Source organism: Pediococcus siamensis, from assembly GCF_047220215.1.
Taxonomy (GTDB): Bacteria; Bacillota; Bacilli; order Lactobacillales; family Lactobacillaceae; genus Pediococcus; species Pediococcus siamensis.
Window position 1 is genome coordinate 1,636,216 of the sequence record NZ_CP178375.1, and the last position, 23,580, is coordinate 1,659,795.

The 23,580-nt window shown below is 42.5% G+C and carries 24 protein-coding genes, 1 pseudogene and 1 riboswitch; of the genes and pseudogenes, 7 read left to right on the top strand and 18 right to left on the bottom strand.

Features of this window, described 5'->3' with window-relative positions; genetic code table 11:
* Positions 1–192 precede the first annotated feature (192 nt).
* The 3 genes from ACLJJ6_RS08010 to cbpA all read left to right on the top strand — a co-directional run bounded on the left by ACLJJ6_RS08010 (position 193) and on the right by cbpA (position 3,453).
* Positions 193–1,152 (top strand): L-lactate dehydrogenase, encoded by a 960-nt coding sequence (locus ACLJJ6_RS08010; protein ID WP_412988804.1) that lies wholly within the window; start codon positions 193–195, stop codon positions 1,150–1,152.
* Between the two features lie 147 nt (positions 1,153–1,299).
* Positions 1,300–2,685 carry a L,D-transpeptidase family protein gene (locus ACLJJ6_RS08015; RefSeq protein ID WP_412988806.1) on the top strand — a complete coding sequence of 462 codons (1,386 nt, stop codon included), beginning with the start codon at positions 1,300–1,302 and terminating at the stop codon, positions 2,683–2,685.
* A gap of 120 nt (positions 2,686–2,805) precedes the next feature.
* A complete protein-coding gene (cbpA, locus tag ACLJJ6_RS08020) occupies positions 2,806–3,453 on the top strand; it encodes a cyclic di-AMP binding protein CbpA (protein ID WP_412988808.1) in 648 nt (215 codons plus the stop codon).
* Positions 3,454–3,594: 141 nt separating this feature from the next.
* On the opposite strand, the gene ACLJJ6_RS08025 is transcribed toward cbpA, so the two are convergent.
* Entirely contained in the window at positions 3,595–4,101 is a 507-nt protein-coding gene (locus ACLJJ6_RS08025) for a QueT transporter family protein (protein ID WP_412988809.1), read from the bottom strand.
* A gap of 7 nt (positions 4,102–4,108) precedes the next feature.
* A riboswitch (PreQ1 riboswitch) is annotated at positions 4,109–4,153 on the bottom strand.
* A 42-nt stretch (positions 4,154–4,195) separates the two neighbouring features.
* Between ACLJJ6_RS08025 and ACLJJ6_RS08030 the strand changes: the two genes are divergently transcribed.
* Entirely contained in the window at positions 4,196–4,684 is a 489-nt protein-coding gene (locus tag ACLJJ6_RS08030; RefSeq protein WP_412988811.1) for an N-acetyltransferase family protein, read from the top strand.
* On the opposite strand, the gene ACLJJ6_RS08035 is transcribed toward ACLJJ6_RS08030, so the two are convergent.
* From ACLJJ6_RS08035 to ACLJJ6_RS08080, 10 genes are all read right to left on the bottom strand, one after another.
* On the bottom strand, positions 4,669–5,034 hold the full coding sequence (locus ACLJJ6_RS08035; protein ID WP_412988813.1) for a DUF488 domain-containing protein: 366 nt from the start codon (positions 5,032–5,034) through the stop codon (positions 4,669–4,671). The genes ACLJJ6_RS08030 and ACLJJ6_RS08035 overlap by 16 nt on opposite strands.
* 81 nt (positions 5,035–5,115) lie before the next feature.
* Positions 5,116–5,487: a type II toxin-antitoxin system PemK/MazF family toxin gene (locus ACLJJ6_RS08040; RefSeq protein ID WP_412988815.1), complete on the bottom strand. Its 372-nt coding sequence runs from the start codon at positions 5,485–5,487 to the stop codon at positions 5,116–5,118.
* Positions 5,488–5,511: 24 nt separating this feature from the next.
* Positions 5,512–5,778, bottom strand: coding sequence for a hypothetical protein (locus ACLJJ6_RS08045; RefSeq protein WP_412988817.1), 267 nt, complete (start codon positions 5,776–5,778; stop codon positions 5,512–5,514).
* A 74-nt stretch (positions 5,779–5,852) separates the two neighbouring features.
* The gene (alr, locus tag ACLJJ6_RS08050; RefSeq protein WP_412988819.1) at positions 5,853–6,980 is read right to left on the bottom strand and encodes an alanine racemase; all 1,128 of its coding nucleotides are present in this window, start codon (positions 6,978–6,980) and stop codon (positions 5,853–5,855) included.
* 6 nt (positions 6,981–6,986) lie between these two features.
* Positions 6,987–7,346, bottom strand: coding sequence for a holo-ACP synthase (gene acpS, locus ACLJJ6_RS08055; RefSeq protein WP_412988821.1), 360 nt, complete (start codon positions 7,344–7,346; stop codon positions 6,987–6,989).
* A 234-nt stretch (positions 7,347–7,580) separates the two neighbouring features.
* Positions 7,581–9,137: a DEAD/DEAH box helicase gene (locus ACLJJ6_RS08060; RefSeq protein WP_412988823.1), complete on the bottom strand. Its 1,557-nt coding sequence runs from the start codon at positions 9,135–9,137 to the stop codon at positions 7,581–7,583.
* 176 nt (positions 9,138–9,313) lie between these two features.
* Positions 9,314–10,690, bottom strand: coding sequence for a UDP-N-acetylmuramoyl-tripeptide--D-alanyl-D-alanine ligase (locus tag ACLJJ6_RS08065; RefSeq protein WP_412988825.1), 1,377 nt, complete (start codon positions 10,688–10,690; stop codon positions 9,314–9,316).
* 161 nt (positions 10,691–10,851) lie between these two features.
* Positions 10,852–11,589, bottom strand: a complete 738-nt coding sequence (locus ACLJJ6_RS08070) for a hypothetical protein (RefSeq protein WP_412988827.1) — start codon at positions 11,587–11,589, stop codon at positions 10,852–10,854.
* A 114-nt stretch (positions 11,590–11,703) separates the two neighbouring features.
* Positions 11,704–12,600 carry a zinc metalloprotease HtpX gene (gene htpX, locus ACLJJ6_RS08075; protein WP_412988829.1) on the bottom strand — a complete coding sequence of 299 codons (897 nt, stop codon included), beginning with the start codon at positions 12,598–12,600 and terminating at the stop codon, positions 11,704–11,706.
* A gap of 30 nt (positions 12,601–12,630) precedes the next feature.
* Positions 12,631–13,224, bottom strand: a complete 594-nt coding sequence (locus ACLJJ6_RS08080) for a LemA family protein (RefSeq protein ID WP_412988831.1) — start codon at positions 13,222–13,224, stop codon at positions 12,631–12,633.
* 105 nt (positions 13,225–13,329) lie between these two features.
* Between ACLJJ6_RS08080 and ACLJJ6_RS08085 the strand changes: the two genes are divergently transcribed.
* Entirely contained in the window at positions 13,330–13,791 is a 462-nt protein-coding gene (locus tag ACLJJ6_RS08085; protein ID WP_412988833.1) for a low molecular weight protein-tyrosine-phosphatase, read from the top strand.
* 186 nt (positions 13,792–13,977) lie between these two features.
* Here the strand turns inward: ACLJJ6_RS08085 and ACLJJ6_RS08090 are convergent, their stop codons facing one another.
* The gene (locus ACLJJ6_RS08090; protein WP_412988835.1) at positions 13,978–14,679 is read right to left on the bottom strand and encodes a class A sortase; all 702 of its coding nucleotides are present in this window, start codon (positions 14,677–14,679) and stop codon (positions 13,978–13,980) included.
* 79 nt (positions 14,680–14,758) lie between these two features.
* Between ACLJJ6_RS08090 and ACLJJ6_RS08095 the strand changes: the two genes are divergently transcribed.
* Positions 14,759–15,985 (top strand): multidrug efflux MFS transporter, encoded by a 1,227-nt coding sequence (locus tag ACLJJ6_RS08095; RefSeq protein ID WP_412988837.1) that lies wholly within the window; start codon positions 14,759–14,761, stop codon positions 15,983–15,985.
* A 173-nt stretch (positions 15,986–16,158) separates the two neighbouring features.
* Positions 16,159–17,400 carry an ISL3 family transposase gene (locus tag ACLJJ6_RS08100; RefSeq protein WP_412988180.1) on the top strand — a complete coding sequence of 414 codons (1,242 nt, stop codon included), beginning with the start codon at positions 16,159–16,161 and terminating at the stop codon, positions 17,398–17,400.
* An 86-nt stretch (positions 17,401–17,486) separates the two neighbouring features.
* Here the strand turns inward: ACLJJ6_RS08100 and ACLJJ6_RS08105 are convergent, their stop codons facing one another.
* From ACLJJ6_RS08105 to ACLJJ6_RS08130, 6 genes and pseudogenes are all read right to left on the bottom strand, one after another.
* Positions 17,487–17,744 carry a type B 50S ribosomal protein L31 gene (locus ACLJJ6_RS08105; RefSeq protein ID WP_412988839.1) on the bottom strand — a complete coding sequence of 86 codons (258 nt, stop codon included), beginning with the start codon at positions 17,742–17,744 and terminating at the stop codon, positions 17,487–17,489.
* Positions 17,745–17,850: 106 nt separating this feature from the next.
* Positions 17,851–19,143: pseudogene (gene rho, locus ACLJJ6_RS08110) on the bottom strand (transcription termination factor Rho).
* Positions 19,144–19,152: 9 nt separating this feature from the next.
* Complete coding sequence (locus ACLJJ6_RS08115; RefSeq protein ID WP_412988841.1) at positions 19,153–20,433, bottom strand: UDP-N-acetylglucosamine 1-carboxyvinyltransferase; 1,281 nt, start codon at positions 20,431–20,433, stop codon at positions 19,153–19,155.
* Between the two features lie 233 nt (positions 20,434–20,666).
* On the bottom strand, positions 20,667–22,268 hold the full coding sequence (locus tag ACLJJ6_RS08120; protein ID WP_412988843.1) for a CTP synthase: 1,602 nt from the start codon (positions 22,266–22,268) through the stop codon (positions 20,667–20,669).
* Between the two features lie 172 nt (positions 22,269–22,440).
* Positions 22,441–23,013, bottom strand: coding sequence for a DNA-directed RNA polymerase subunit delta (gene rpoE / locus ACLJJ6_RS08125; protein WP_412988845.1), 573 nt, complete (start codon positions 23,011–23,013; stop codon positions 22,441–22,443).
* A 45-nt stretch (positions 23,014–23,058) separates the two neighbouring features.
* The gene (locus tag ACLJJ6_RS08130; protein ID WP_412988847.1) at positions 23,059–23,499 is read right to left on the bottom strand and encodes a DUF1934 domain-containing protein; all 441 of its coding nucleotides are present in this window, start codon (positions 23,497–23,499) and stop codon (positions 23,059–23,061) included.
* Positions 23,500–23,580: the final 81 nt, after the last annotated feature.

A 23,580-nucleotide genomic window follows, 5' to 3' on the forward strand; every position in this document is an offset into this window, starting at 1 on the left:
CGATTGATTGATTAATCAATTGTAGCATATTCACTAGTGACTTGCAGTTTTTAACCCCCTTCCGCGCAAAAAACACGGGGCGCTTATCCAGATTTTTCTATTTTTTGGGAAAAATTAAATTAGTGACTGCGAAACGTAGCGATTACATGGTATACTGATACCTGAAATTACAAATTGAAAGGATGTTATATTTTGTCTAATACACCAAATCATCAAAAAGTTGTTTTAGTTGGCGACGGCGCTGTTGGTTCTAGTTACGCTTTTGCAATGGCCCAACAAGGAATTGCTGAAGAATTTGTCATTGTCGATGTTATCAAGGAACGCACACAAGGCGATGCGCTTGACCTTGAAGATGCAACACCATTTACATCACCAAAGAAAATTTATTCTGGCGAATACTCAGACTGCAAAGATGCTGACTTAGTTGTCATCACTGCTGGGGCACCTCAAAAACCAGGTGAAACACGTTTGGATCTTGTAAACAAGAACTTAAAGATCTTATCCACAATCGTTAAACCAGTTGTGGACTCTGGCTTCAATGGTATCTTCTTAGTTGCTGCTAACCCTGTTGATATCTTGACATACGCAACATGGAAATTCTCAGGATTCCCTAAAGAAAAAGTTATCGGTTCTGGTATTTCTTTGGATACAGCTCGTCTCCGTGTCGCACTTGGCAAGAAGTTTGATGTTTCACCAGCTTCTGTTGATGCTTACATCTTGGGCGAACATGGTGACTCTGAATTTGCTGGTTACTCAGCAGCTACAATCGGCACAAAGCCATTACTTGAAATTGCTAAAGAAGAAGGCGTTTCAGCTGATGACCTCGCTAAGATTGAAGACGATGTTCGTAACAAAGCTTACGAAATCATCAACAAGAAGGGCGCAACCTTCTATGGTGTTGCAACTGCCTTGACTCGTATTTCTAAAGCAATCTTACGTGATGAAAATGCTGTTCTCCCTGTTGGCGCATACATGGATGGTCAATATGGTTTGAACGACATTTACATTGGTACACCTGCTGTTGTGAATGGTTCTGGTTTGGTTCGTGTCATCGAATCACCATTGAACGACGACGAAAAACAAAAGATGGCAGACTCCGCTAAGACTTTGAAGAAGGTTTTAAACGACGGTTTGGCTAACTTGGAAAAATAAAGCACGTTCTTAACATTTTGATCGGTAATTCGCGAATTCAATTGGCGGATTGCCGATTTTTTGTTTCCGGATTTCCCACCCGAATGATTGCAGTTTACGTCGTTTTGCAGTATCTTGAGATATAATTTAAAACCTAAGGAGCAACTTATGCGATACAAATCAACCCATCGTTGGCGATTTATCGAACTAGGTCTTGCCTTGATCTTCATCATTTACGCCATTACAACCTATCACTTTGCCAATCGAAATCGTTTTTTACCCAACACCCAAATTGGGGCTACCAATGTTAGCAACAAAACGGTTAATCAAGCCGCAACCGCAATTAACCGCACCTTAAGTCAACAAAAGTTTTCGTTAACGCAAAACGGCAAAACTTTGGCGACTTTTAGCACACAAAAGTTGGGAGTTCATTTACAATCGACCACCGCGTTGGCCAAACTCATGCAACAACAAAATGCTTGGAGTTGGCCTCTGCGCTTTTTTGGAAATGCCCAGGCGGATACAAAAACAAAATTAGCAATCAGCTCTGACAAGGCTGCACTAACCAGTATTATCGCTGAAAAAACGACGGCTTTAAATAAAACGCGTCAGGCTGGGAGCGCAGGTAAGCTCCAAATCAAAAATGACAAAGTGACCTTGCAAAATGGCACGGCCGGTAACCAGATTTCTGCCGCGAAATTAACGAATGCAGTAACTGCTGCCTTAGCTTCTGGAGATACTTCTCTGGCTGTAACTAAGACCGTTTATACAACACCGTCTACAAATACCCAAACTCACCAACTAGCTAAAAAAGCCACAGCTATCCTTAATGAACGTGCAGCATATAATGTCGGTGGTACGCACTTTACCATTCCCAAACAAAAAATTGCCAGTTGGCTTGTTTATCAGAATGGTACTTTAACGTTGAATCAGAATCTGGTGCAGGCTTACGTGACAGCCCTCAACCACAAGTATCGCACTTACGGTAAAACTAAAACCTTCAAGAGTACCTTGCGGGGCACCGTTTCTGTGAGTGGCGGCCTTTATGGGTGGAGTTTTCGGGTTGCTGACGAAACAGCCGCATTGACTGCCCAGATTTTGAAAGGCAAAAGTTTTACCCGGCAACCCCTTGTTCAGGGAACGGGGTATAACACCAATAAACAGGTCATTGGTAACACCTACGTCGAGGTTGATAAGCAAAATCAAAAGATGTTCATTTATGTGAATGGCAAGCTGAAATTGAAGACAAATGTGGTGACCGGCCTCCCGCCAAAGCAAACAACCACTACTGGTGTTTGGTCGGTTTGGGCAAAGAAACGTAACGCCACCTTAAAGGGAACTGAACTTGATGGGACTAAATATGCCACTAAAGTAAGTTACTGGATGCCGATCGATGATACTGGCATTGGCATCCATGATGCTTCGTGGCAGCCAACTTTTGGCGGAACATGGTACAAAACACATGGTTCTAACGGCTGTATTAATACCCCGCCTTCTGTGATGCCCAAAGTTTATAAACTCGTCGCTTTAGGGACCCCGGTGATTGTTTTCTAAGAATCAGCTAACAATAAAGTGAAAAAACAGTGAGAAGTCTCATTATTTTATCGCACGCATCTTGAAAACATGCTATGATTAACGTTGTGAAGACTACTTATTCAGTTGGAGGGATGCTACATGCTCTTAAAATCACTTGTTAAACCAAAAGAACGTTTGACAACCGTTCGTGAAGACGCGACTTTGGAAGAAGCGTTACAAATTCTCGAGAACTCTGGTTTCCGCTGCGTACCGATTTTAGATGAAACTGGTCAGTTGTTCCGCGGAAACATTTACAAAATGCACATTTATCGTCATAAGTCTCGGGGTGGCGACATGAGCCTTCCTGTGACAACGCTTTTAAAAAATGCCACCAAGTTTATCTCTGTGAACTCGGCATTTTTCAATGTGTTTTTCTCAATTAAGGATTTGCCCTACATTACCGTCCTTGATGAGAACAACCATTTTTACGGCATCTTAACTCACGCCCGGCTATTAGATATGCTCTCACAATCCTGGAATGTCAATGTGGGCAGTTATGTCCTTACCGTTGTTTCCAGTGGTGAACGTGGTGACCTTGCCTCAATGGCCAAAATCATTACGAAGTACACCTCGATTGCCAGCGTCATGTCGTTAGATGCGCAAGGTGGCGAACTTGTCCACCGGACGCTGTTTACACTCCCTTCCGATGTTGGTAAAAAGAAGTTAGATCGGATTGTGGATAACTTAGAGCGTAAAGAATTCCGTGTTCCCGAAATTGAGGATTTACAGTCATATGATCGGATTTAACCAACAATTCAGTTGGCAATCACGGCAACCTAACTTTTAGATGCCAACAAAAAAGGTCAAAGCTAGTTGAGGTGAGAATACCTCAGTCAAGCCTTGACCTTTTTGATTTGCCCTCACAAGGACTGATCTCTTGTGATGGCATTATTTTTCGATTCGCTGATTAAAATGAACGACCTTATCCAAGTAATACATGATGGGCGCTGTGATCGTCATAATGATCAATTCTGATACAGCTGTGGTAAAGTACGTCCACCAGAACGGTAAATTCAACGTTAATTTCAACTCTAACGCAACGAGACACATCGATACGGTAAATAAGAGGGTGTTTAAAGCCATCTTTTGCCACATCTTGGGTAACCGGGGACTCAAATAAGCGACTACCAATAAGGCTAGCAAAGTTTGTCCCGTCCCAAAAATCACATTGGGGATTGAATTACCGGGACCAAATGCATTAAACAATAAAACACCTGCCGTAATTCCCCATATGTATTTTTTGTTAAAAATAACCAAATGGTTTAATCCTTCAGAAATACGAAATTGAATAGCTCCAGAAGCTAAATTCAAAATACTAACTAACAGGGATAAAACAATGTATAATGCCGCTACCATGGCATTGATGATCCAGGACTTCGTCTGACGATTCGTCATAAGAAATACCTCCTTAGTTTTTTTGTGTGGGATAATTGCGAACCACGAACCTTTTTATGATATCATAAACTCACCTATAATTCAGGAGGAACTTATGAAAAATCCGTTGATCATCAGACCATTCTGTGATGCAGATGCCAAAACACTGTATAAAATGGAAAACGAAATCTGGAATTCCAATAACACCCCCGTTGCATTCAATTATCCCGATGCCACGGCGTATTTAAGCGATCATTCTTCACAAAACACGATTGTTGCCGTTGTTGACAACATTCCGGTCGCAAGCATTGACTATCATCCCGCGACTTCCAAACCAGCTTCGCGCTACACCTGGACTTTTGGCATTGGTGTGGCCACAGCCTACCAGGGTGCTGGCATTGGTGGCCAACTTATCGAACATTTTAAGCACGTTGCTAAAAAAAATGGGATTCATAAACTTCACTTACGCGTTTTAGGTACGAACCCCGGAGCCATTCGTTTTTATCAACACCACGGATTTGAAATTGAAGGTATTTTAAAAGATGAGTTCTTTCTTGAGGGCGTCTTTGTGGCCGACTATCAAATGGCCTATTTCTGCGTGTGAGCATCCAAATACTGTTTTAAAATTACTGCTTGATTATGGACTTCGTCTTTAGCGCCGTAGAGAAAAATGACGTCGGTTTGCTTGAGTTGGGTCTCAACCCGCTGTCGAAAGGTTTCCGTGAACGCTCCCTGATCTAGTTCCGATTGATATTTTTGCGCAAATTCAGCAAATTTTTCCGGGTCGTGGCCAAACCACTTCCGCAGTTCAGTACTGGGGCCAATCTCTTTTGCCCACCAATCTAACTTTGCGTTCACTTTTGAAATTCCACGCGGCCAAAGCCGATCCACCAAAATTCGGTAGCCAGTGTCGTCCAGTGGCTTTGTATAAATGCGTTCTAACTTAATTTCCATCGCATTAACCCCCATTTGTCAAAATTAAAAGGAACTGGGACAAAAACGCCAGTTCCTTTTTTATGTGTGCGTACTCAAATTCTATGTATGACGAACGTTTTCTGCTAGACCGATACTAACTTTCAAGGCCGTATCAACTTCGCGCATTTTATTGGGGGCTAACTGCCCCACTTGATCCTTTAAGCGCTGTTTGTCTATCGTTCGAATTTGTTCTAACAAAATAACGGAGTTTCGTTCCACGCCCGTCTCTGCAGCTGTAATCCCAACGTGGGTTGGCATTTTTGGTTTCTGAATTTTAGCAGTAATAGCTGCCACAATCACGGTTGGACTGTAGTGATTACCAATATTATTCTGGATAATTAAAACAGGGCGCATTCCACCCTGTTCCGACCCAACTACAGGGGACAAGTCTGCATAAAAAATGTCGCCACGCTTAATATTGGCATCACTCATTGCAATTGTCACCTCTATATTATATTAATTACTTAAAAACTCATTGTAGCATTCATCATCACACGCTTGAAATTCGTGGACAATTTGCTCGTTTAGACTCGCCATTGTGGCGTAACCCTCAATCAAAGCTTGTACCCGGTCAAATTGATGATCAGTAAAATAAGTTTCGACAACATCATCAGAAACTGAATCTTGACTAACACCAAATAATTCGCAATAAGCCTCCAAATGGCTTACATGCATAGCTTTACTACCATTAGTTATAACTTGACTCTGCTGTTTATTTTCCATGATCAAAACTCCCGTCGCTATTCATGAATTACCATTACTATATCACGTTTTTTAGCTAACTGGTAACAATTTTATTAAGATTTCTGATCGTTCACATAGCGCCGAGGAATACGAGCAGAAAATCCGCACGCAATCTCGTAATTAATGGTTCCTGCTGCCTCGGCCACATCTACCATCGTAATGTGCTGTGAGCCGCTTTCGCCCACAAGGACAACCTCTGTTCCCACCGGCATTTTTTCGGGAAGCCGGACCATGAATTGATCCATACAGACCCGGCCCACAATTTCACAAAATTGACCATTTATGAGCACATGAAAGCCTTGTAAACAGCGTGGGTACCCGTCTGCATACCCGATTGGAACGGTTCCAATCCATTCATCAGCCGCAGCCGTATACGTCGCCCCGTAACTTACCGACCGGCCCCGGGGGAGCTTTTTTACAAAAACCAGTGCCGATTTTAAAGTCATTGCCGGATGAATCACTCGAGGGACGGTAAGGAGCCGTCCGGAGGGATTCATCCCGTACATGGCAACTCCAAATCGAATCATATTGCCGTCACAAACTTGATGCCACAGACTAGTTGCCGAATTAGCCACATGAACATAACGCGGCTTTCGCGGCACGACGGCCATAAAATCGCGAAAACGTTGCAGTTGCGTCTCAAAATAAGTTTGCTCTTTTTCATCAGCCGTCGCAAAGTGGGTAAAAATGCCTTCAAAATCGAATTGCTGGTCGTGGCCTGTTAAAAAATCAAGGGCGGCGTGTAATTCCTCAGGAGTCTGGAACCCAATCCGCCCCATCCCGGTATCCAGTGCGAGATGCACCCGCACGACCGTGTTTCCCTTTAGGTAGGAAATTGCTTCCGCTAACCAGGCCTGACTCCCTACTGCAACAGAAATTTTCTGGTCGGCAATTAGCTGGGCATAGCAAGGTTCAACGATCCCTAACACTAAGATCGGTTGCTGAAAACCAGCCGCGCGTAATGTGAGTGCTTCATCTAAAATGGCCACACAAAATCCGGTGGCTCCCGCTTCTGCCGCGTATTTCGCAACGTGAGTCATCCCATGTCCATAACCATCCGCCTTAATGACCGCAAACAGCTCACTATCCGGATTCAGTTGTGCTATTTCAGCCGCCACATTGTGACGAATTGCGTCTCCATCTACTGTGATCACTGTGGGGCGATGTGTACCAATACTCATTGAAAGTTACCCTTTCTGCTCTAAAATTACCTGGGTCATCACAAACTGCTCCGTATGTGAAATTGAAACGTGAGCCTGGCCGGCAAAAGGCTGTCGACTGACCACAGGTTTGCCTGATGGTTCATCCAAAATTTCAATATCCTGAAAGCCTAATCGATTACCAAGGCCTGTGCCATACGCCTTACTATACGATTCTTTAGCCGAAAAGCGGCCCGCCAGATATTCGCTCGCTCGTCGCCCAGTCAACTGTTGATAAGCTGCTAGTTCTTTAGCTGTCAAGATACGGACGGCGAATTTGGGCAGATGCGCCTGCACCTTAAACACCCGATTTATATCCGTTAGATCTATTCCTGTGCCATAAATCATACTCTCAGCTCCATTGCTCGTTTATGCCTATTTTAACAGATCTTTCTTTAAAATCAGCACGCGACTTCATCAGATTGCGGACAAACCCATTAAGTTTGTCATCTTTTTAAGTTTAAAACTGCTGTAAACGAAAGTAAAACTCATCTTGCTCAAACTAAAATGAAAAAGAATCATCAAAAAAAACCTCCCCAACTGTTTAATCAAGTTGAGGAGGTCTCACAATAAAATACGTATTTAGTTGTGTTCGCGAATTGTAAATTTACGGTTAGAAGAAGTATTTCGGTTGCCAGCATTTCGGCTGCCAGAATTCTTCTTATAATTACCATGACTGCGATCTGACTTGCCGTACCTGTCGCGATCGCGATCCCGGTTACCACGGTAATTCCCACGACGGTTGTTATTTCCACGATAGTTACCGCTTCGATGTCCGTTGCCCCGGTAATTACCGCCGCCGTTATGTTTCTTATGTTTTGGCAATGGGCGTTCTGGTGTAATTCGAACTTTGACCTGACTAGAATCTGCTTTGGTTTCGCTGTTCAGCAAAGCAGCTACTAATTGTTCCGGTGTATACTTCTCTAAAAGCTCAGCAGTCTGGTCACTAAACTGTGTATCATCTGTCTTTTCAACTAATGATGCAATTTCGTCTTCCGCAATTGAAACCCGACCTTGGAAAGCTTCTGCTTCTGTTGGTGGCTTCAAAGGGAGCATACGTTTCTTAGTCAGTTTTTCTACTTCACGCAGATAATCCATTTCCCATGGGGTCACAAATGTGACTGAGACACCATGAGCTCCGGCACGGCCCGTTCGGCCAATACGGTGAACATAACTATCCGGGTCTTGCGGAATATCATAGTTATAAACGTGTGTCACGCCAGAAATATCTAATCCACGGGCAGCAACATCTGTCGCAACCAAAATGTCAATTTGGCCATTCCGGAATTTTTGTAAAATGCTAGAACGGCGTTGCTGTGTAAGGTCGCCATGAATCCCAGCAGCGTTGTAGCCACGTGCTTCTAGCCCACGTGAAACTTCATCCACACGGCGCTTGGTTCGGCCAAACACCAAGGAGAGTTCTGGGTTTTGAACGTCCAAAATTCTGGTCAGCATATCAAATTTTTCAAATTCTTTTGATTTGATATAGTACTGATCAACCAAATCAGCCGTTAATTCTTTTGACTTAACCGTGATTTGTTCTGGATCGGTCATAAACTTCACACCGATCTTTTTCATTGCTGGCGGCATAGTTGCCGAGAACAAAAGTGTTTGACGACTATCTGGGGTTTCAGAAATAATGGCCTCAATATCTGGCAAGAAGCCCATATCCAGCATATCATCAGCTTCATCTAAAACTAAAGTCTGGACATTTTCCAGTTTAATTGTCCGGCGGCGAATATGGTCTAACAACCGGCCAGGAGTTCCCACAATAATTTGGGGATGATTCTTTAAATTCTTAATCTGACGGCGAATATCAGCCCCGCCATAAACAACTTGGACCTTAACGTGTTTAGCTTTACCTAGTCGATAAAGTTCTTCTTGTGTCTGAATGGCAAGTTCACGAGTTGGTGATACAATCACTGCCTGCACATTAGGGTTGTCCACATCAACGTGCTCTAAAATTGGTAATCCAAAGGCTGCTGTTTTTCCCGTTCCTGTTTGGGCCTGGCCAATAATATCTTTGCCTGCCAAGACGTGGGGAATTGTTTGCGCCTGAATCGGGGTTGGCTCTTCATAACCACTTTCTTGAATGGTCTTTTGCAACTCATCCGATAAATCAAAATCTGTAAACTTCAAATAATTTTCCTCCTAGTGAAATCGTGAAATGCTTCTATCAGAGTCCAAAAGAAAATCCGTCCTTTTATCCTGCGACTCTACGAAGACATTGCTATAAACATAACCTTAACATCATACACCCGCGCATATAAATAAGCAAACCAGACCAATTCCGCTGATTTGCTTAACTATAGGTGCTATGCGTTTTGCAAGGCTGTCAAAACTTTTTCAAGATGAATGCCATGACTGCCTTTGATCAAGATTTCGTCATCGCTGGTTAATTTTTGTTTCAAATCAGTAATCAATTGATCTTCCTGAGCGACAGAATACCAGTGAACCTGATTAGCCTCATATTTAGTCGCCAATTGTTTGGCTAAGGCTTTCATATGCGTCCCAACTAAATACACTTCGGAAATCAGTTGAGGATCAAGATAATCACTTAAACTCATGTGCATCAAATCTGACTTTTCGCCCAGTTCAAGCATATCGCCTAACACAACCATCCGCTCGCCTTTTGTCTGGGTCTGGCTAAACGACTGCAAAACTTCCTTTGCCGCGGTGGGATTCGAATTATAGACATCACTTAAAATTGCTTCCCCAGCGGTACCCGAAACCCATTCTGTCCGGTTATGCGTCAGTTGAAAATCTTTTAATGCTGTCACAGTTTTGGCAGGGTCAATATGATAAGCTTTCGCCACCGCAATGGCCGCTAATGCATTCATCACATTATATTTTCCCAGCATCGGGATCTCAAATTGCTGATTAGGGACTAAATTAATCTCAAAGGTTGTATGATCCCGGAACATTTGAATATTGCTAGCGAATAAATCGTCGGCTGCATTGCCACCAAACGTGTACTGATCCTGCTCAACTTGTTTACTGCGCTCACGTAATAAAGGTTCATCTCCATTATATATGAAGAGTCCGTCTTCTTTTAAACCATCCGTAATTTCTAATTTAGCATCCGCAATTTTGTCGCGCGTGTCAAAAAACTCAATATGTGCTTCGCCAATCATGGTGATGACCACGGTGTCTGGTTGAGCCATCTTACTTAGAAAATCGAGTTGACCAGGACGGTCCATCCCCATTTCGACCACCACGACCTCTGTGTTTGCATTCATATTCAATAACGTTACAGGAACTCCAATTTCATTATTGAAATTAGCTTCCGTCTTAACCACGTTATACTGCGTCTCTAGTAGGGCAGCAGTCATGTCTTTGGTAGTCGTTTTACCATTACTCCCAGTAATCGCAACCACCTTAGGATTAATTTTACTTAAATAATAAACTGCCAGTTTTTGGAGTGCTGCTAACGGGTCATCAACCACTAAAGTTGGATAGTTGGCCGGTACGTTGGGATGATTTTTGGCCCACAACGTGGCAACTGCACCATTTTGCATCGCATTTTCGACGAAATCGTGTCCATCACGTTCGCCCACTAATGGAATAAATAGTGAATTTGGTCGTACCTTGCGGCTATCAAACTCCACGTTTGCAATCGTAATCTCCTGCCAACTTTCCGGTACGTCATCAATTCCAAGCGCATTGGCAATTTCTGTCAACTGCATTTTCATTTTTCCATTCTCCTAATTTCGAATTTAGAACCCTTAAATTATACCACAATGCGTGGCTTGTCAATTTTTTGAAAACAAAAAGAATTGAGGCCTGGTTTTCTCCTGTCCTGATACCCTTTTTAAGAACCAGGACGAAAACTTGCCTCAATTCGGTCACTTGGCTAATAGAACTGATCCGCTTCAAAAGCGCGTGAATCTGTGATGACCAAATGCCAATGTCCGCTGGTCATACTATACCGCAATACCGCCACCTGTGCGGCCTGATTATATAAAGATGTCCGACTGCGATAAATTGGTGACTGGCCGTTGTCCTTAGCCACCAAGATGGGAATCCGGTACTGTCTGCCTTGTTCAAAGGCTTGGTCAAAAGCAAAGATAATCCCACTGCTCAAAATCGGTGTTAGTTGTCGTAACAGAGCCTGGGGAATATCCGCAAAGTTATCATAGCGGCGAAACATGCGCCGTTCATTAAATGCCTGCCGGGTATGACGAATTAACGAGCCATTTAAAACGGGATAAAAATTCTTTAACTGCCGATAATAAACCTTGAGGTGTTTGCTGCCTAAGGACAGAAACACAAAATCATTTTGCAATTTGTAAGAAAAGGGTGTTGTATAGTGCGTATGCATATGACCTAAGTACAATAACTCCGCAATCTCTTCAGGAAGCAACTCTTCTAACCCTTCTGGTCGCGAGTAATCCAGCCAACTGATATGATCTGCCTTGGGATTGGTTAAATACTTTCGAATGTTAAAGGTCCCGCTGACTGTATTTAACTGGGTCCGGTTATCAATACTCAGGTTATCATTAATCGGTGTATTTAACACCAAAATATGCGTTGGTATTCTTGGAATGCCACGTAAGAAGTCTTCAACACTTAGTCCTCTTGAATAAATCAAGTTTGCGATTGGCTCCAAGTGGATATATACGAAATCATCCCGCATGATCTTAATAGCTCACTTTCAATATAATCTGTCCACCTAATCATTGTACGCTAATTTTCAGTAAATGACTCACATCTTTTCAAGTCTTGCAATCCGATCAGCGATGGGCGGATGGGTGTCAAATAAATGAGATAAACCACCCTTTTTCTTCAAAGGATCTGAAATGTAAAGCGCTGAACTTGTGGGATCAGCAGCTTGCATCGGTTCACTGTTGGAAATCTTTTCCAAGGCGTGAATCAGCCCCTGCGGATTGCGGGTTAATTCCACGCCTGAAGCATCGGCCAAATATTCACGATTACGCGAGAGCGCCATTTGGGCAATTGATGCTGCGATGGGACCCAAAATAATCAGAAGAATAGACAAAATCAGCAAAACGATCTGACCACCGCCGCCTTCGGAATCATTATTGCTTCGCCGACGACCACCGCCCCACCAAAAGGAATGCATCCCAATATTAACCAACATAGAAATTGCTGCTGAAAGTGCCAGCGCAATGGTTTGCAGACGAATATCGTAGTTGCGAATATGTGAAATTTCGTGCGCTAAAACGCCTTCCATTTCTTCACGATTTAGCCGCTGCATGATACCACTCGTCACTGCTACGGCCGCATGCTTGGGATCATTGCCGGTTGCAAATGCGTTAGGACTGGGATCGTCGATAATATAAACTTTAGGCATGGGGACTCTGCCAACCAGGGCCATATCTGAGACAATATGCCATAGTTCGGGCTGGTCTGCTTCACTGACTTCATGCGCATTATTCATCCGCATCACGACAGAGGTGGATTGCGAAATCATTAAGCCCATATAAATAGCTGCCACGACTGCTGCCATAATCAGACCGGCAACCGCACTATTGTAAAAAACATAACCTAAAGCACCGCCAATCAGTAAAACTAGCAGGCTAAAGCCAACCATCACGTAAATGGTTCGTCGTTTATTTTGTGCAATTTGTTGAAATAGCAACGCTAACCACTCCTCGCCTACAAACAGATTTTATAAATCTTCGTACTTTTTAAAGGAAACTTCTGGTGTTTTGGTTTCTTCTTTTGGCACCTGAAGATAGGTAGCAGCTTTAAAACTAGTCATCTTGGCAACCAAATTGCTTGGGAATGTTTCTAACTTCATGTTATAGGAAGCAACATTCGTATTATATAGCTGACGCGAATAGGCAATCTTGTTTTCTGTGTTTGTCAATTCTTCCATCAATTTGGTAAACTCTGAGCTCGCTTTTAAATCTGGATAGCTTTCCGACAGGGCAAAAACGCTCTTCAATTGATTACTTAATTGGTCAGACAAGGCCATGGTTTGCGTGCGTTGGGCCGCTGTTTGTTGCGAGCCATCAGTGGCCGCGACCAATTGGTTACGCAACTCGACCACCTTTGCTAAGGTGCTCTTTTCGTAGGATGCATACCCTTGGACCGTCGAGACTAAATTGGGAATTAAATCGTTTCGTCGTTTTAACTGGACATCGATTTGACTCCATGCTTCTTGCGTATAAGTCCTAGCTTTCACCAAATTGTTATATAATATAATGAACAGTCCGATTAAGATGACGACAATGACCGCAATGATTATTCCTGTTGTCATATAAATTCTCCTCTACTTTTTGATACCTTGATGATACCAGACGCCAGACCGTTTATAAAGCGTTAGGCAATGAATTCAATTAATATTTAAGAATAGGTGATTCGTATGCAGAAAATTCTTTTTGTTTGTTTGGGAAACATTTGCCGTTCTCCCATGGCAGAGGCTATCTTCCGACAAAAAATTAAGCAGCTCCAACTTCAATCTCGTTTTCAAGTAGACTCAGCCGGAACAAGTGACTGGGAAAAGGGAAATCCACCACATCCCCAAACACTGCAGACGCTAGCCCGCCACCAAGTCCCCAGCAGTGGGTTAGTATCGCGACCAGTAACGGCTAGCGACTTTCATAATTTTGACTGGCTTATTGGGATGGATCATCAAAATGTCGCCGACCTGATGGCCCTCGCACCGACCCGTTCAACGGCAAAGGTCAGACTTTTTATGTCTGTTTCAGCCACCGATTCGAACCAAGACGTGCCTGATCCTTGGTATACCCATAAGTTCGAAGCAGCTTACCAACAAATCCACAAAGGTGTGGACGACTGGCTAACCTATTTACAAACCCTGTAAGCTTGTTATTTTTTCCATCGGAATTATTTCATGAACCCTTAAATGACAAAAGCAGAACTTCGCGACAGCTGATGCTGCACGTGAAGTTCTGCTTTTTTATAAAACAACTCACTTAAAACCCAATTCAATGTGAACCCATTTAATTTTCTTAAGTAAACCGTTCCTGGTTTTTGTCGTCGCTAAAACCTATTTATTATTGAAGTTCTTAGAAAAACTCTTTTGCACGCTTTGCGGGGCCTTCTTGTAGGCTACGGATCCTTCATACTTACCGCGAATCATTAGCCGTTTGGCCCCGGTGGCATCACAGGTAATCAGGGTGATCAACTTTTGATTAGGCACATCATTAATCACATCAACGCGCGTTGCGGCAATGAATTTTCGTTCCGTTGCTTTATACGTATAAATGCGTTTGAGGTCGGTCACATAGATTTTCATTCCTGGTCGCATTTTCCAATAGAGCGGACTAAATAAAATATCTTTACGGACCATATGGCGACCAGCTAACGCATAGTTGCCCTCACCCATTTTCATGTTGGGCTTCAAGGTAGCCGCTGCCAACGCCAAATTTTCATTAGAAACCCCGTTGGCAATCGGTAAATTTAACTTCACTTGCGGAATACTAATTTCACCAATCACCTTCAATTTGGCAGAGTTAGCCCGGGCTTTCGCCACCGTTTGAAAATCAAGCGACTTAACACTTTGAAAATTATAGCTGGCTTTTTTCTTTTTATTTTTGGTAATCGTTTGCTGCGTAATTCTAGGTTTATACGAATCAACTAAATAGCTCTTAATTTGTTCGTTAAAGATCAGCGCCAAACTAACGAGTAATAACAAGAATATCGCAATTGTTGACAGCCATCTTCTTAACGTTCGGTGTTTTTTTTGCATATTTTTCTCCTTGCAACTCAGATAGTGGTATTCTAATAAATGTGGTTTTTTGGTATTTATATTAGGAAGGAGGATGACTTTGACTTCAAAAATTAAACAATTTATCTTAAAGAAACGCGCTCCCTGGGAACAGAATCTAGTCGTCCTTTGGTTTGGAACCTTCATGGCTGGAATGGCTTTTAGTGAAGTTATGCCGTTTTTATCGCTATATGTAGACACGCTCGGCCAATTTTCCAAGCAACAACTCTCATTCTACAGTGGGATTACATATTCTGCAACCTATTTAGTGACCGCTTTCGTGTCCCCGCTGTGGGGAAAACTAGCGGATACGAAGGGGCGTAAATTAATGATCCTGCGTGCCTCTCTAGGGATGGCCTTTGTGATTGGCGCAATGGGTCTGGTTCAAAATATTTGGCAACTAATTGCCTTGCGAATGATTCAGGGATTTTTCTCCGGTTATATCAGTAATGCCAACGCCTTGTTAGCAACGGAAACACCGAAGGAAAAAAGTGGATTGGCCTTGGGAACATTGTCCACCGGTTACGTGAGTGGCAACCTTATCGGTCCGCTTTTGGGTGGTATCCTAGCTGAATTCTTCTCCTATCGGGTAACTTTCTTTATCACTGGTGCTGTTCTCTTGCTCGTCTTCTTTTTAAGTTATTTCTTTGTTCATGAGCATTTCCATCCCGTGGAACGCGCAAAACCGTTATCTACCCGTGAAGTTATCGGAAAACTTCAGAATCCGAAAGTTGTTTTTGGCATGTTTTTTACAACAATGATTATTCAGGCCTCCAATAACTCAATTACCCCTATCCTGAGTTTGTATGTGCGGCAGCTCATGCACAGCATTGGGCCTGTCACGCTGATGGCCGGCGTGGTAGCGGCGATTCCTGGCATTGCCACCCTGTTTTCGGCGCCGCGGCTAGGCGAACTTGGCGATCACATTGGCACAGAAAAGATCCTTTCAATCGGTTTTATCTTTGCAATTTGCATGTATATTCCGATGGCCTTTATTAATTCAGTTTGGCTATTAGCCTTTTTCCGGTTTATGGTAGGAATTTCTGATGGTGCGATGCTTCCTGCTGTTCAAGCTATTTTATCCAAACGTTCCCCTGCCGAAGTTACGGGCCGGGTGTTTAGTTGGAATCAGTCATTTCAAGCATTAGGAAACATGTCCGGTCCGCTAATCGGTTCAGCTGTTTCTGGAACTTTTGATTATGGATCTGTCTTCATTTCTACTTCTCTGCTGGTTGCAGTCAATTTTATTCTTGTTCAAATTACAACTCGGCTTGAGCGTAAACATTAAATGATTTCATAAAAAAAGCGAATCACCTTTGCAGGTGATTCGTTTTTTTGGGTCTACACTTTCTGGTATTGGTGAATAACTGATACCAGTTTTTATTTTGAAAAAAAAAAGGACATTTGCCCTCTTTGTGTTACGATTTAATCGCCTAATAAAATCGAAAAGAGGAAAAACAAATGTCCCTAACTAATTCTATCCTAAGCCTATTCGAAATAACAGACCCTAATTTAACTGTAACTGAGATTACTAAGGAACATTATCCCAATGGGCAACACGTTCATGTCGTTCACGCTATCCTTTCCTATCAACTTTTAAAATGTCCTCATTGTGGCCATAAATCTCTAATCAAAAATGGAACTCACATTGGCCATCTAAGATTGGGAACCTTATCAGGTGGACGTTATGAGATGCAGCTAAAACGACAAAGATATCAATGTAAACGGTGTTTAAAAACCTGTGGTGCTCAAACTAACCTCGTTAAACGTAATGAAACTTTTACGCATAATGTGAAACATCAAGTAATTGTTCTGGCTCGGGATATGCTGACCAGTAAAGAAATCGCTAAGATTTGTGGGATTTCACCAAGTAGTGTTCAACGCATTTTAAATGCGAATATTCACTTAGCTTATCGTGTTAAAACACTCCCCCAAAATCTTTGTTTTGATGAATTCCGTTCCTGTAATCATCTAATGTCCTTTAACTGTTGCGATGCCGTTAGTCATCGCCGCATTGTGATTCTTAAGGATCGCCTTAGTAAGGATATCATTGATTACTTTGAAGCTCGCTATTCAGTTCAAGAACGTATGAAAGTTCAAACAATCACCGTTGATATGAATGCTGAGTATGCTGGCTTTATTCATCGGTTATTTCCTAAGGCAATAACCATCATTGACCGTTTCCACATTATTCAACTTGCCGGTCGGGCACTGGATAACGAACGTACACGTGTGATCCATACTTTTCAAGATAAGCATTCCCGAGTTTATCGCATTCTAAAATCTCAATGGCGTTTGTTCCATTTGGCAGAAGAAAAGGTCAATGATACTAAACTTATCTATTTACACGGTATCAACGAATACATGACCCAACAGAACGCCATTGACCTAGCCTTAGATGAATTTCCAGAATTTAAAACTGTGTATCAAACCTATCAAGGAATTCTAACAGCCATTCAACAAAAAGATGCGGTTGGATTTAAAACCTTGATTGCCAACTACAAGGCGGCTGGCAACCAAATGGATATTACTATCTCAACTTTAATAAAGAATGGTCCTGCTGTTCTCAATAGTTGTCGTTATCCGTATTCCAACGGTCCTATTGAAGGACTAAATCGTAAAATTAAGGTGTTAAAGCGTAGCTGTTTTGGTTTTCAAAATATTCATAACTTTTTCATTCGTATCAGTTTAATTTATGCGTAAACAAAAAAAGCACATTCACCGAAGTGAACATGCTTTTCAAAAATCTCCACCAATACAATTTGACAGAGACCCGTTTTTTTGTTGTGTTACTTGTTGTCGTCGGTAAAACCGTATTTCTTGTTGAAACGATCGACCGTTCCGTCGACTTGGTTGAACTTCTGACGACCCGTATAAAACGGATGTGAATCAGATGAAATTTCAACACGAACTAATGGGTATTCCTTGCCATCGTCCATTGTGATTGTTTCATCAGATGTCTTCGTTGAACCAGAAATAAATTTATAGCCAGTTGTTGAATCTTGAAAAACAACTTTATGATAATCTGGATGAATTCCTTGTTTCATTATATTTACGCTCCTTTGCCATGAGTCATTTACTGAGACATAGTTATTTAGACTAATTAGTCAACGTCCACTATAATATCATGAATATTTGTTAGACGCAACATACTTATCGTGAGTTTCGTCGCCGTGACGTTGATTTGAACTTCAAACCATCAATGTCTTTCAAAAAATCGCGATTACTTTTTGTATGACGTAAAAACTGTAATAACTGCTCCGTGGTATCCAAAGCATCCCCGACCATCGCCCGTCAAATCCGCCAAACTTGATCCATAACAGTTTGCGGTAGCAACAGTTCTTCTTTACGCGTTCCGGATTGTTTGATATCCAGTGCAGGAAAAATCCGGCGCTCAGCCAGTTCTCTTGATAACGTCAATTCGGAGTTCCCAGTTCCTTTGAACTCTTCATAAATCACATCATCCATCCGGCTGCCGGTATCGACAAGGGCAGTTCCTAAAATGGTCAGGCTTCCCCCTTCTTCAATATTACGTGCAGCGCCGAAAAATTTCTTAGGTTTATAAAACGCAGCCGGATCAAGGCCACCGGATAATGTCCGCCCACTCGGAGGAATTACCAAGTTATACGCTCGGGTTAGGCGTGTAATCGAATCCAGCAACACCACAACATCTTCTTTATCTTCTACTAACCGTAGTGCCCGCTCCAAAACTAATTCTGAAACCCGAATGTGATTTTTCGGTTCTTGATCAAAAGTTGAGGAAACCACCTCGCCTTTGATAGAACGTTCCAAATCCGTCACTTCTTCAGGTCGCTCATCAATTAACAGAACAATTAACTTTACTTTTGGATAGTTGGTCGTAATGCCATTGGCAATTGCTTTGAGGAGGGTGGTTTTTCCTGCTTTAGGAGGTGCCACAATTAAGCCACGTTGGCCAAACCCAATGGGCGTGAAAATATCGACTAAGCGCGTGGCTAAATTTTTCGAAGTTGTCTCTAATTTGATTTGTTGCTTGGGATAAATTGGGGTTAATGCTGGAAAATGGGGCCGTTGCTTAGCCTCTTCGGGATTTTTACCATTAACTTTGTCAACATGCATCAAGCCATAATAGCGTTCCGAAGGTTTCGGATGACGCGCCTTACCGGTAACGAGATCCCCATTTCGTAAGCCAAAGCGCGTAATTTGCGAAGCAGAAATGTAAATATCTTCTTGGGAGGGGCCATAATTAATTGGTCTTAAGAACCCAAACCCCTCTTGAGAAACAATGTCTAAGACACCTTCCATTTCCACAAAGTCCTGTGCTTTTGCCTGAGCACGAATAATGGCTAAGGAGAGCTCCGCCTTATTCATCTGCCCATAATAGGGAATCTTAAACTGACGAGCAAAGCTGTATATTTTTTTGAGCGTCATATTTTGCAATTCCGCCATTGTCAAAAAGTCACTCATTATTTACCTCTATTTCACTTTTTCTTCTTCATCACTAACGATTTCGATATCCGCACCTAATTGCCGCAATTTATAGACAATGCGATCGTAGCCACGCAGAATATTTTCAGCTTTATTGATCACGGTTGTGCCATCGGCCATTAAACCTGCAATCATTAAAGCCGCCCCCGCACGAATCTCACCAGCCTCGACTTGAGCACCATGCAACTGGGCCGTATGTGAAACGATAATAATATCATTTTCAACCCGAATGTTTGCTCCCATTTTCTGCAACTGCGCAATGTGCTTCACGCGTTTAGGGTAAATCGTGTCCACAATAATACTGCTCCCCTCGGCTTTCAGGAGTGCTGGGGTGATTGGTTGTTGTAAATCGGTTGCAAATCCGGGGAAAGGGTTGGTCTTAACTTCAATGGCGTGAAGATCTTTCGTTTGAGGGACAAAGATCGTATCCTCCCCCACATTTAGGTCAACGCCCAGCTCAATCAGTTTCGAGTTAAATGACTCCAAGTGCTCGGGAATAATATTGTTAATCTGAATACCAACCCCCACCGAAGCAGCCAGCGACAAATAAGTCCCGGCTTCAATGCGATCCGGAATAATGGTATGCGTTGCGGTGGTGCCCAAACTGTCAACACCATCAATACGAATCACATCAGTTCCGGCACCACGAATCTTGGCTCCCATGCTGTTTAGAAAGGTTACCAAATCAATAATTTCAGGCTCACGGGCTGCATTTTCAATGGTTGTCTGTCCATGTGCCTTTACAGCCGCTAAAATGACGTTAATTGTTGCGCCCACGGAAACAACGTCCAAAAAGATATGTGCGCCGTGTAATTCGCGTGAATCAGTGGTAATGTAAACAGAATCATTTTTTTCATTAACGGTTGCGCCCAAAGCCTTGAAACCTTTTATATGTTGGTCAATTGGTCGGGGCCCAATGTTATCCCCACCTGGGAAACTAACCGTCGCCCGTTTGAATCGACCTAGCAATGCCCCCATAAAATAGTAGGAAGCACGCAAACTTTTTATTGCCTTACTAGGTAAGGCACTTTCAATTATATGAGTTGGATCAATTTCCATAACACCATCTTTAAATGTTGAATGAACGTTCATAGATTCCAAAATAATCATCAGGTTATGAACGTCTAAGATGTCTGGAACTGAGTCCAGGCGGACAGGGGTATCAGCCAAGATTGCAGCCGGAATTAAAGCTACCGTGCTGTTTTTAGCACCACCAATGGTTACTTCACCGGAAAGTTGTTGTCCGCCACGGATTACCATTTTCTTCATGTGTACTTTCCTCACTTATCAACATGCTAATAATTGTACAGTCAATTCTAATCATAAATAACCTATATCAAAAAAACAACCGTTATTTTCAAAAAAACCGCTAGATGACCCGCTTGAGGGTTGATATTTTTTAAATATTGCTGGCACCTAATTTTATAATAAGTCTAGAGTCAAAAATAACACATGACCGTATTGAACAATCATGTGCTACGTTTTGTTAAACCAACGCTGATTTACTGTTGGTTTGCTGCTTCAATAAATGCCTTAAAGAGCCCTTCCGGACGTTGTGGCCGTGACAAGAACTCTGGATGATACTGCGAAGCCACAAAGAATTTCTTTTCTGGAATCTCGATAACTTCAACTAAGTGGTTATCTGGAGACGTTCCTGAAAAGACCAGCCCATGTTCTTGCATCTCGTCACGATACTTATTATTAAATTCAAAACGGTGACGGTGCCGTTCTTGAATAACATCCTGATTATTATAGGCAGCTGCCGCTACTGAACCAGCTTTTAGTTTGCAAGGATATAATCCCAGCCGTTGTGTGCCGCCCATCTCATGAACGTCAGCTTGGTCAGCCATTAGGTCAATGATATTATGTTTGGTTTTTGGATCCATTTCTGTCGAGTTTGCGTCTTGATAGCCCAAGACGTGGCGGGCAAATTCAACGGAAGCCATTTGCATGCCAAGACAGATGCCCAAGAACGGCAGATCATTTTCACGTGCATATTGAATAGCAGTAATCATCCCTTCAATCCCGCGGTCACCAAAGCCACCAGGAACAATCAGGCCATCCACAGCACCAAGAACTTCGCTAACATTCGCAGGCGTAATCTTTTCTGAATCAACTTTTTCAATTTCAACTTTGGCATTCACTGGATAGCCAGCATGTTTCAAGGCTTCAGATACCGAAATATAAGCATCCTGTAAAGCCACATATTTACCGACAAGTGCAATTTTAATGACGTGATCTAAATCATTACGCACATGTTCGGTCATTTTCCGCCAATCTTCCATGTCTGCTTTTGGTGCCTTTAAACCAAAATGATCAATGACAATCTGGTCCATCCCTTGAGCCTGTAAATTCAGCGGAATTTGATACAAACTATCAACATCGCGCGATTCGATCACGGCTTCTGGGTCTACATCACAGAACAAAGCAATTTTATTGCGCATTGATTGCGTAATTGGTTTTTCTGTCCGGACAACCAAAATATTAGGTTGGATTCCAAGCCCGCGTAATTCTTTCACACTATGCTGGGTCGGCTTAGTCTTCATTTCACCTGCTGCTCGCAAGTAGGGTACCAAAGTAGTGTGAATATAAATCACGTTTTCGGAACCAACCTCACTCTTCATCTGACGGAGGGCTTCTAAAAACGGAAGAGATTCAATATCCCCGACCGTACCGCCAATTTCAGTAATCACGATATCAGAATCCGTAACGGTTCCGGCACGCATAATCTTTTCTTTAATAGTATTCGTGATATGAGGAATAACCTGCACAGTTGCCCCCAAATAATCACCACGACGTTCTTTTTTCAAAACCTCAGAATAAATTTTACCAGTTGTCACATTGGAGTATTTATTAAGGTCGTTGTCAATAAAACGTTCGTAGTGGCCCAAGTCAAGGTCAGTCTCCGTTCCATCGTCCGTCACAAATACTTCCCCATGTTGATAAGGGTTCATTGTTCCTGGGTCGACATTAATATAGGGATCAAACTTTTGAATCGTAACCTTAAGGCCGCGATTTTTGAGTAAACGGCCAAGAGAAGCTGCTACAATTCCTTTTCCAAGCGAAGAAACAACACCGCCAGTGACAAAAATATATTTAGTCATTTTATAACTCCTTTGAGGTTTTTTTGGGTCTTTAAAACAATAATAAAAATGCTCCCTATTCATTGGAATAGGGAGCACAATTAAAATCCGTTCTGTTGTCTTTGCACATAGCAAAGCGCCCAATAAAGATAATACAAGCTAACCCAACTAATGTCAAGCTTCAAAAAGATAACTATTCGTCGTCTTCTGAATCATCTTCATTTAGTTCTGAGAGTTGTCCTTCGATACCGTCTGGCAGATCATCATCAGGTAAGTCGTCGCTATCATCATCTTTAGTTGCGTCAGTATAGTCATCGTCATCGTCTAAATCGAAATCATTATCATCATCAGCAACCACGTCATCGTCTTCTGGATCATCAGCATCGTAGTCGATAACATCATCGTCATCGGCAGCATCTGCTAAGAAGGCGTTAACCTTTTTACGCTTTTTACGTTTTGGCCGATCATCGTCTTCATCTTCATCAGCATGAATAATAGCCTCATCAATTGAGTCAAAAGGATACCATGTTCGTAATCCCCAGCTATTGTCTCCTAATGAAATAAAGCTCCCATCGGTATTTAAATCAGTATAAAATTGTGACAAACGTTCGCGGAATTCTTCGTCAGTTTTGCCAAGATACTGTTGAACTTCATTAGCAAGATCCACGAAAGCCATGGGGTCTCCATGTTGTGCAAGTATTGCATGCGCAACCTCAATTAATGAGAGTTCCTTTTTGTCTTGACCATCAAAAATTTTCAAATCCAAACTGGTGCACGTCCTTTCAACAGTCTACTCCCTATGATACATTAACTATGCGGTAAATTGCAATCTAATTCTGTAGTCTCCTAATAAACTTTCGCCAGCATACAGTTGGTAATCCACCTTGACTGTACCAGAAAACGGCCGGTCTCGTAAGCGGACCTCCAAAAATGGCGTCACCGTATCAACCGGCAAAATTCCGTATGGTGTGCGGTAACGCGCCTGTACACGCTGGCCATTGCTGAACCGTAAACGCAATTTGTTTTCGCCCGCGCGTGTCAGCAAAACGTCCCCTTCATCATCAATCTTCATGGTTACGGGAACTGATTCATGCGTATCCTCATCTGTCTCCTGATACCGAATGTATAAAGAACTGCCCATCTGAAAGAGCTGCCCATCTTCGTCAAACGTAAAATGAGATTGTTCCCCTTCTTGTGTGATATAGGTGTCTAAGTGAATCGCAATCGGAACGCCCGTGTTAAGTTCATCCATTAAAATCAGCACCCCTTTTTCCTTTAAAGAACTTCCTCATTAGTATAAACCAAAAAGGGGCGTTGCTCATAGTGTTTTGGC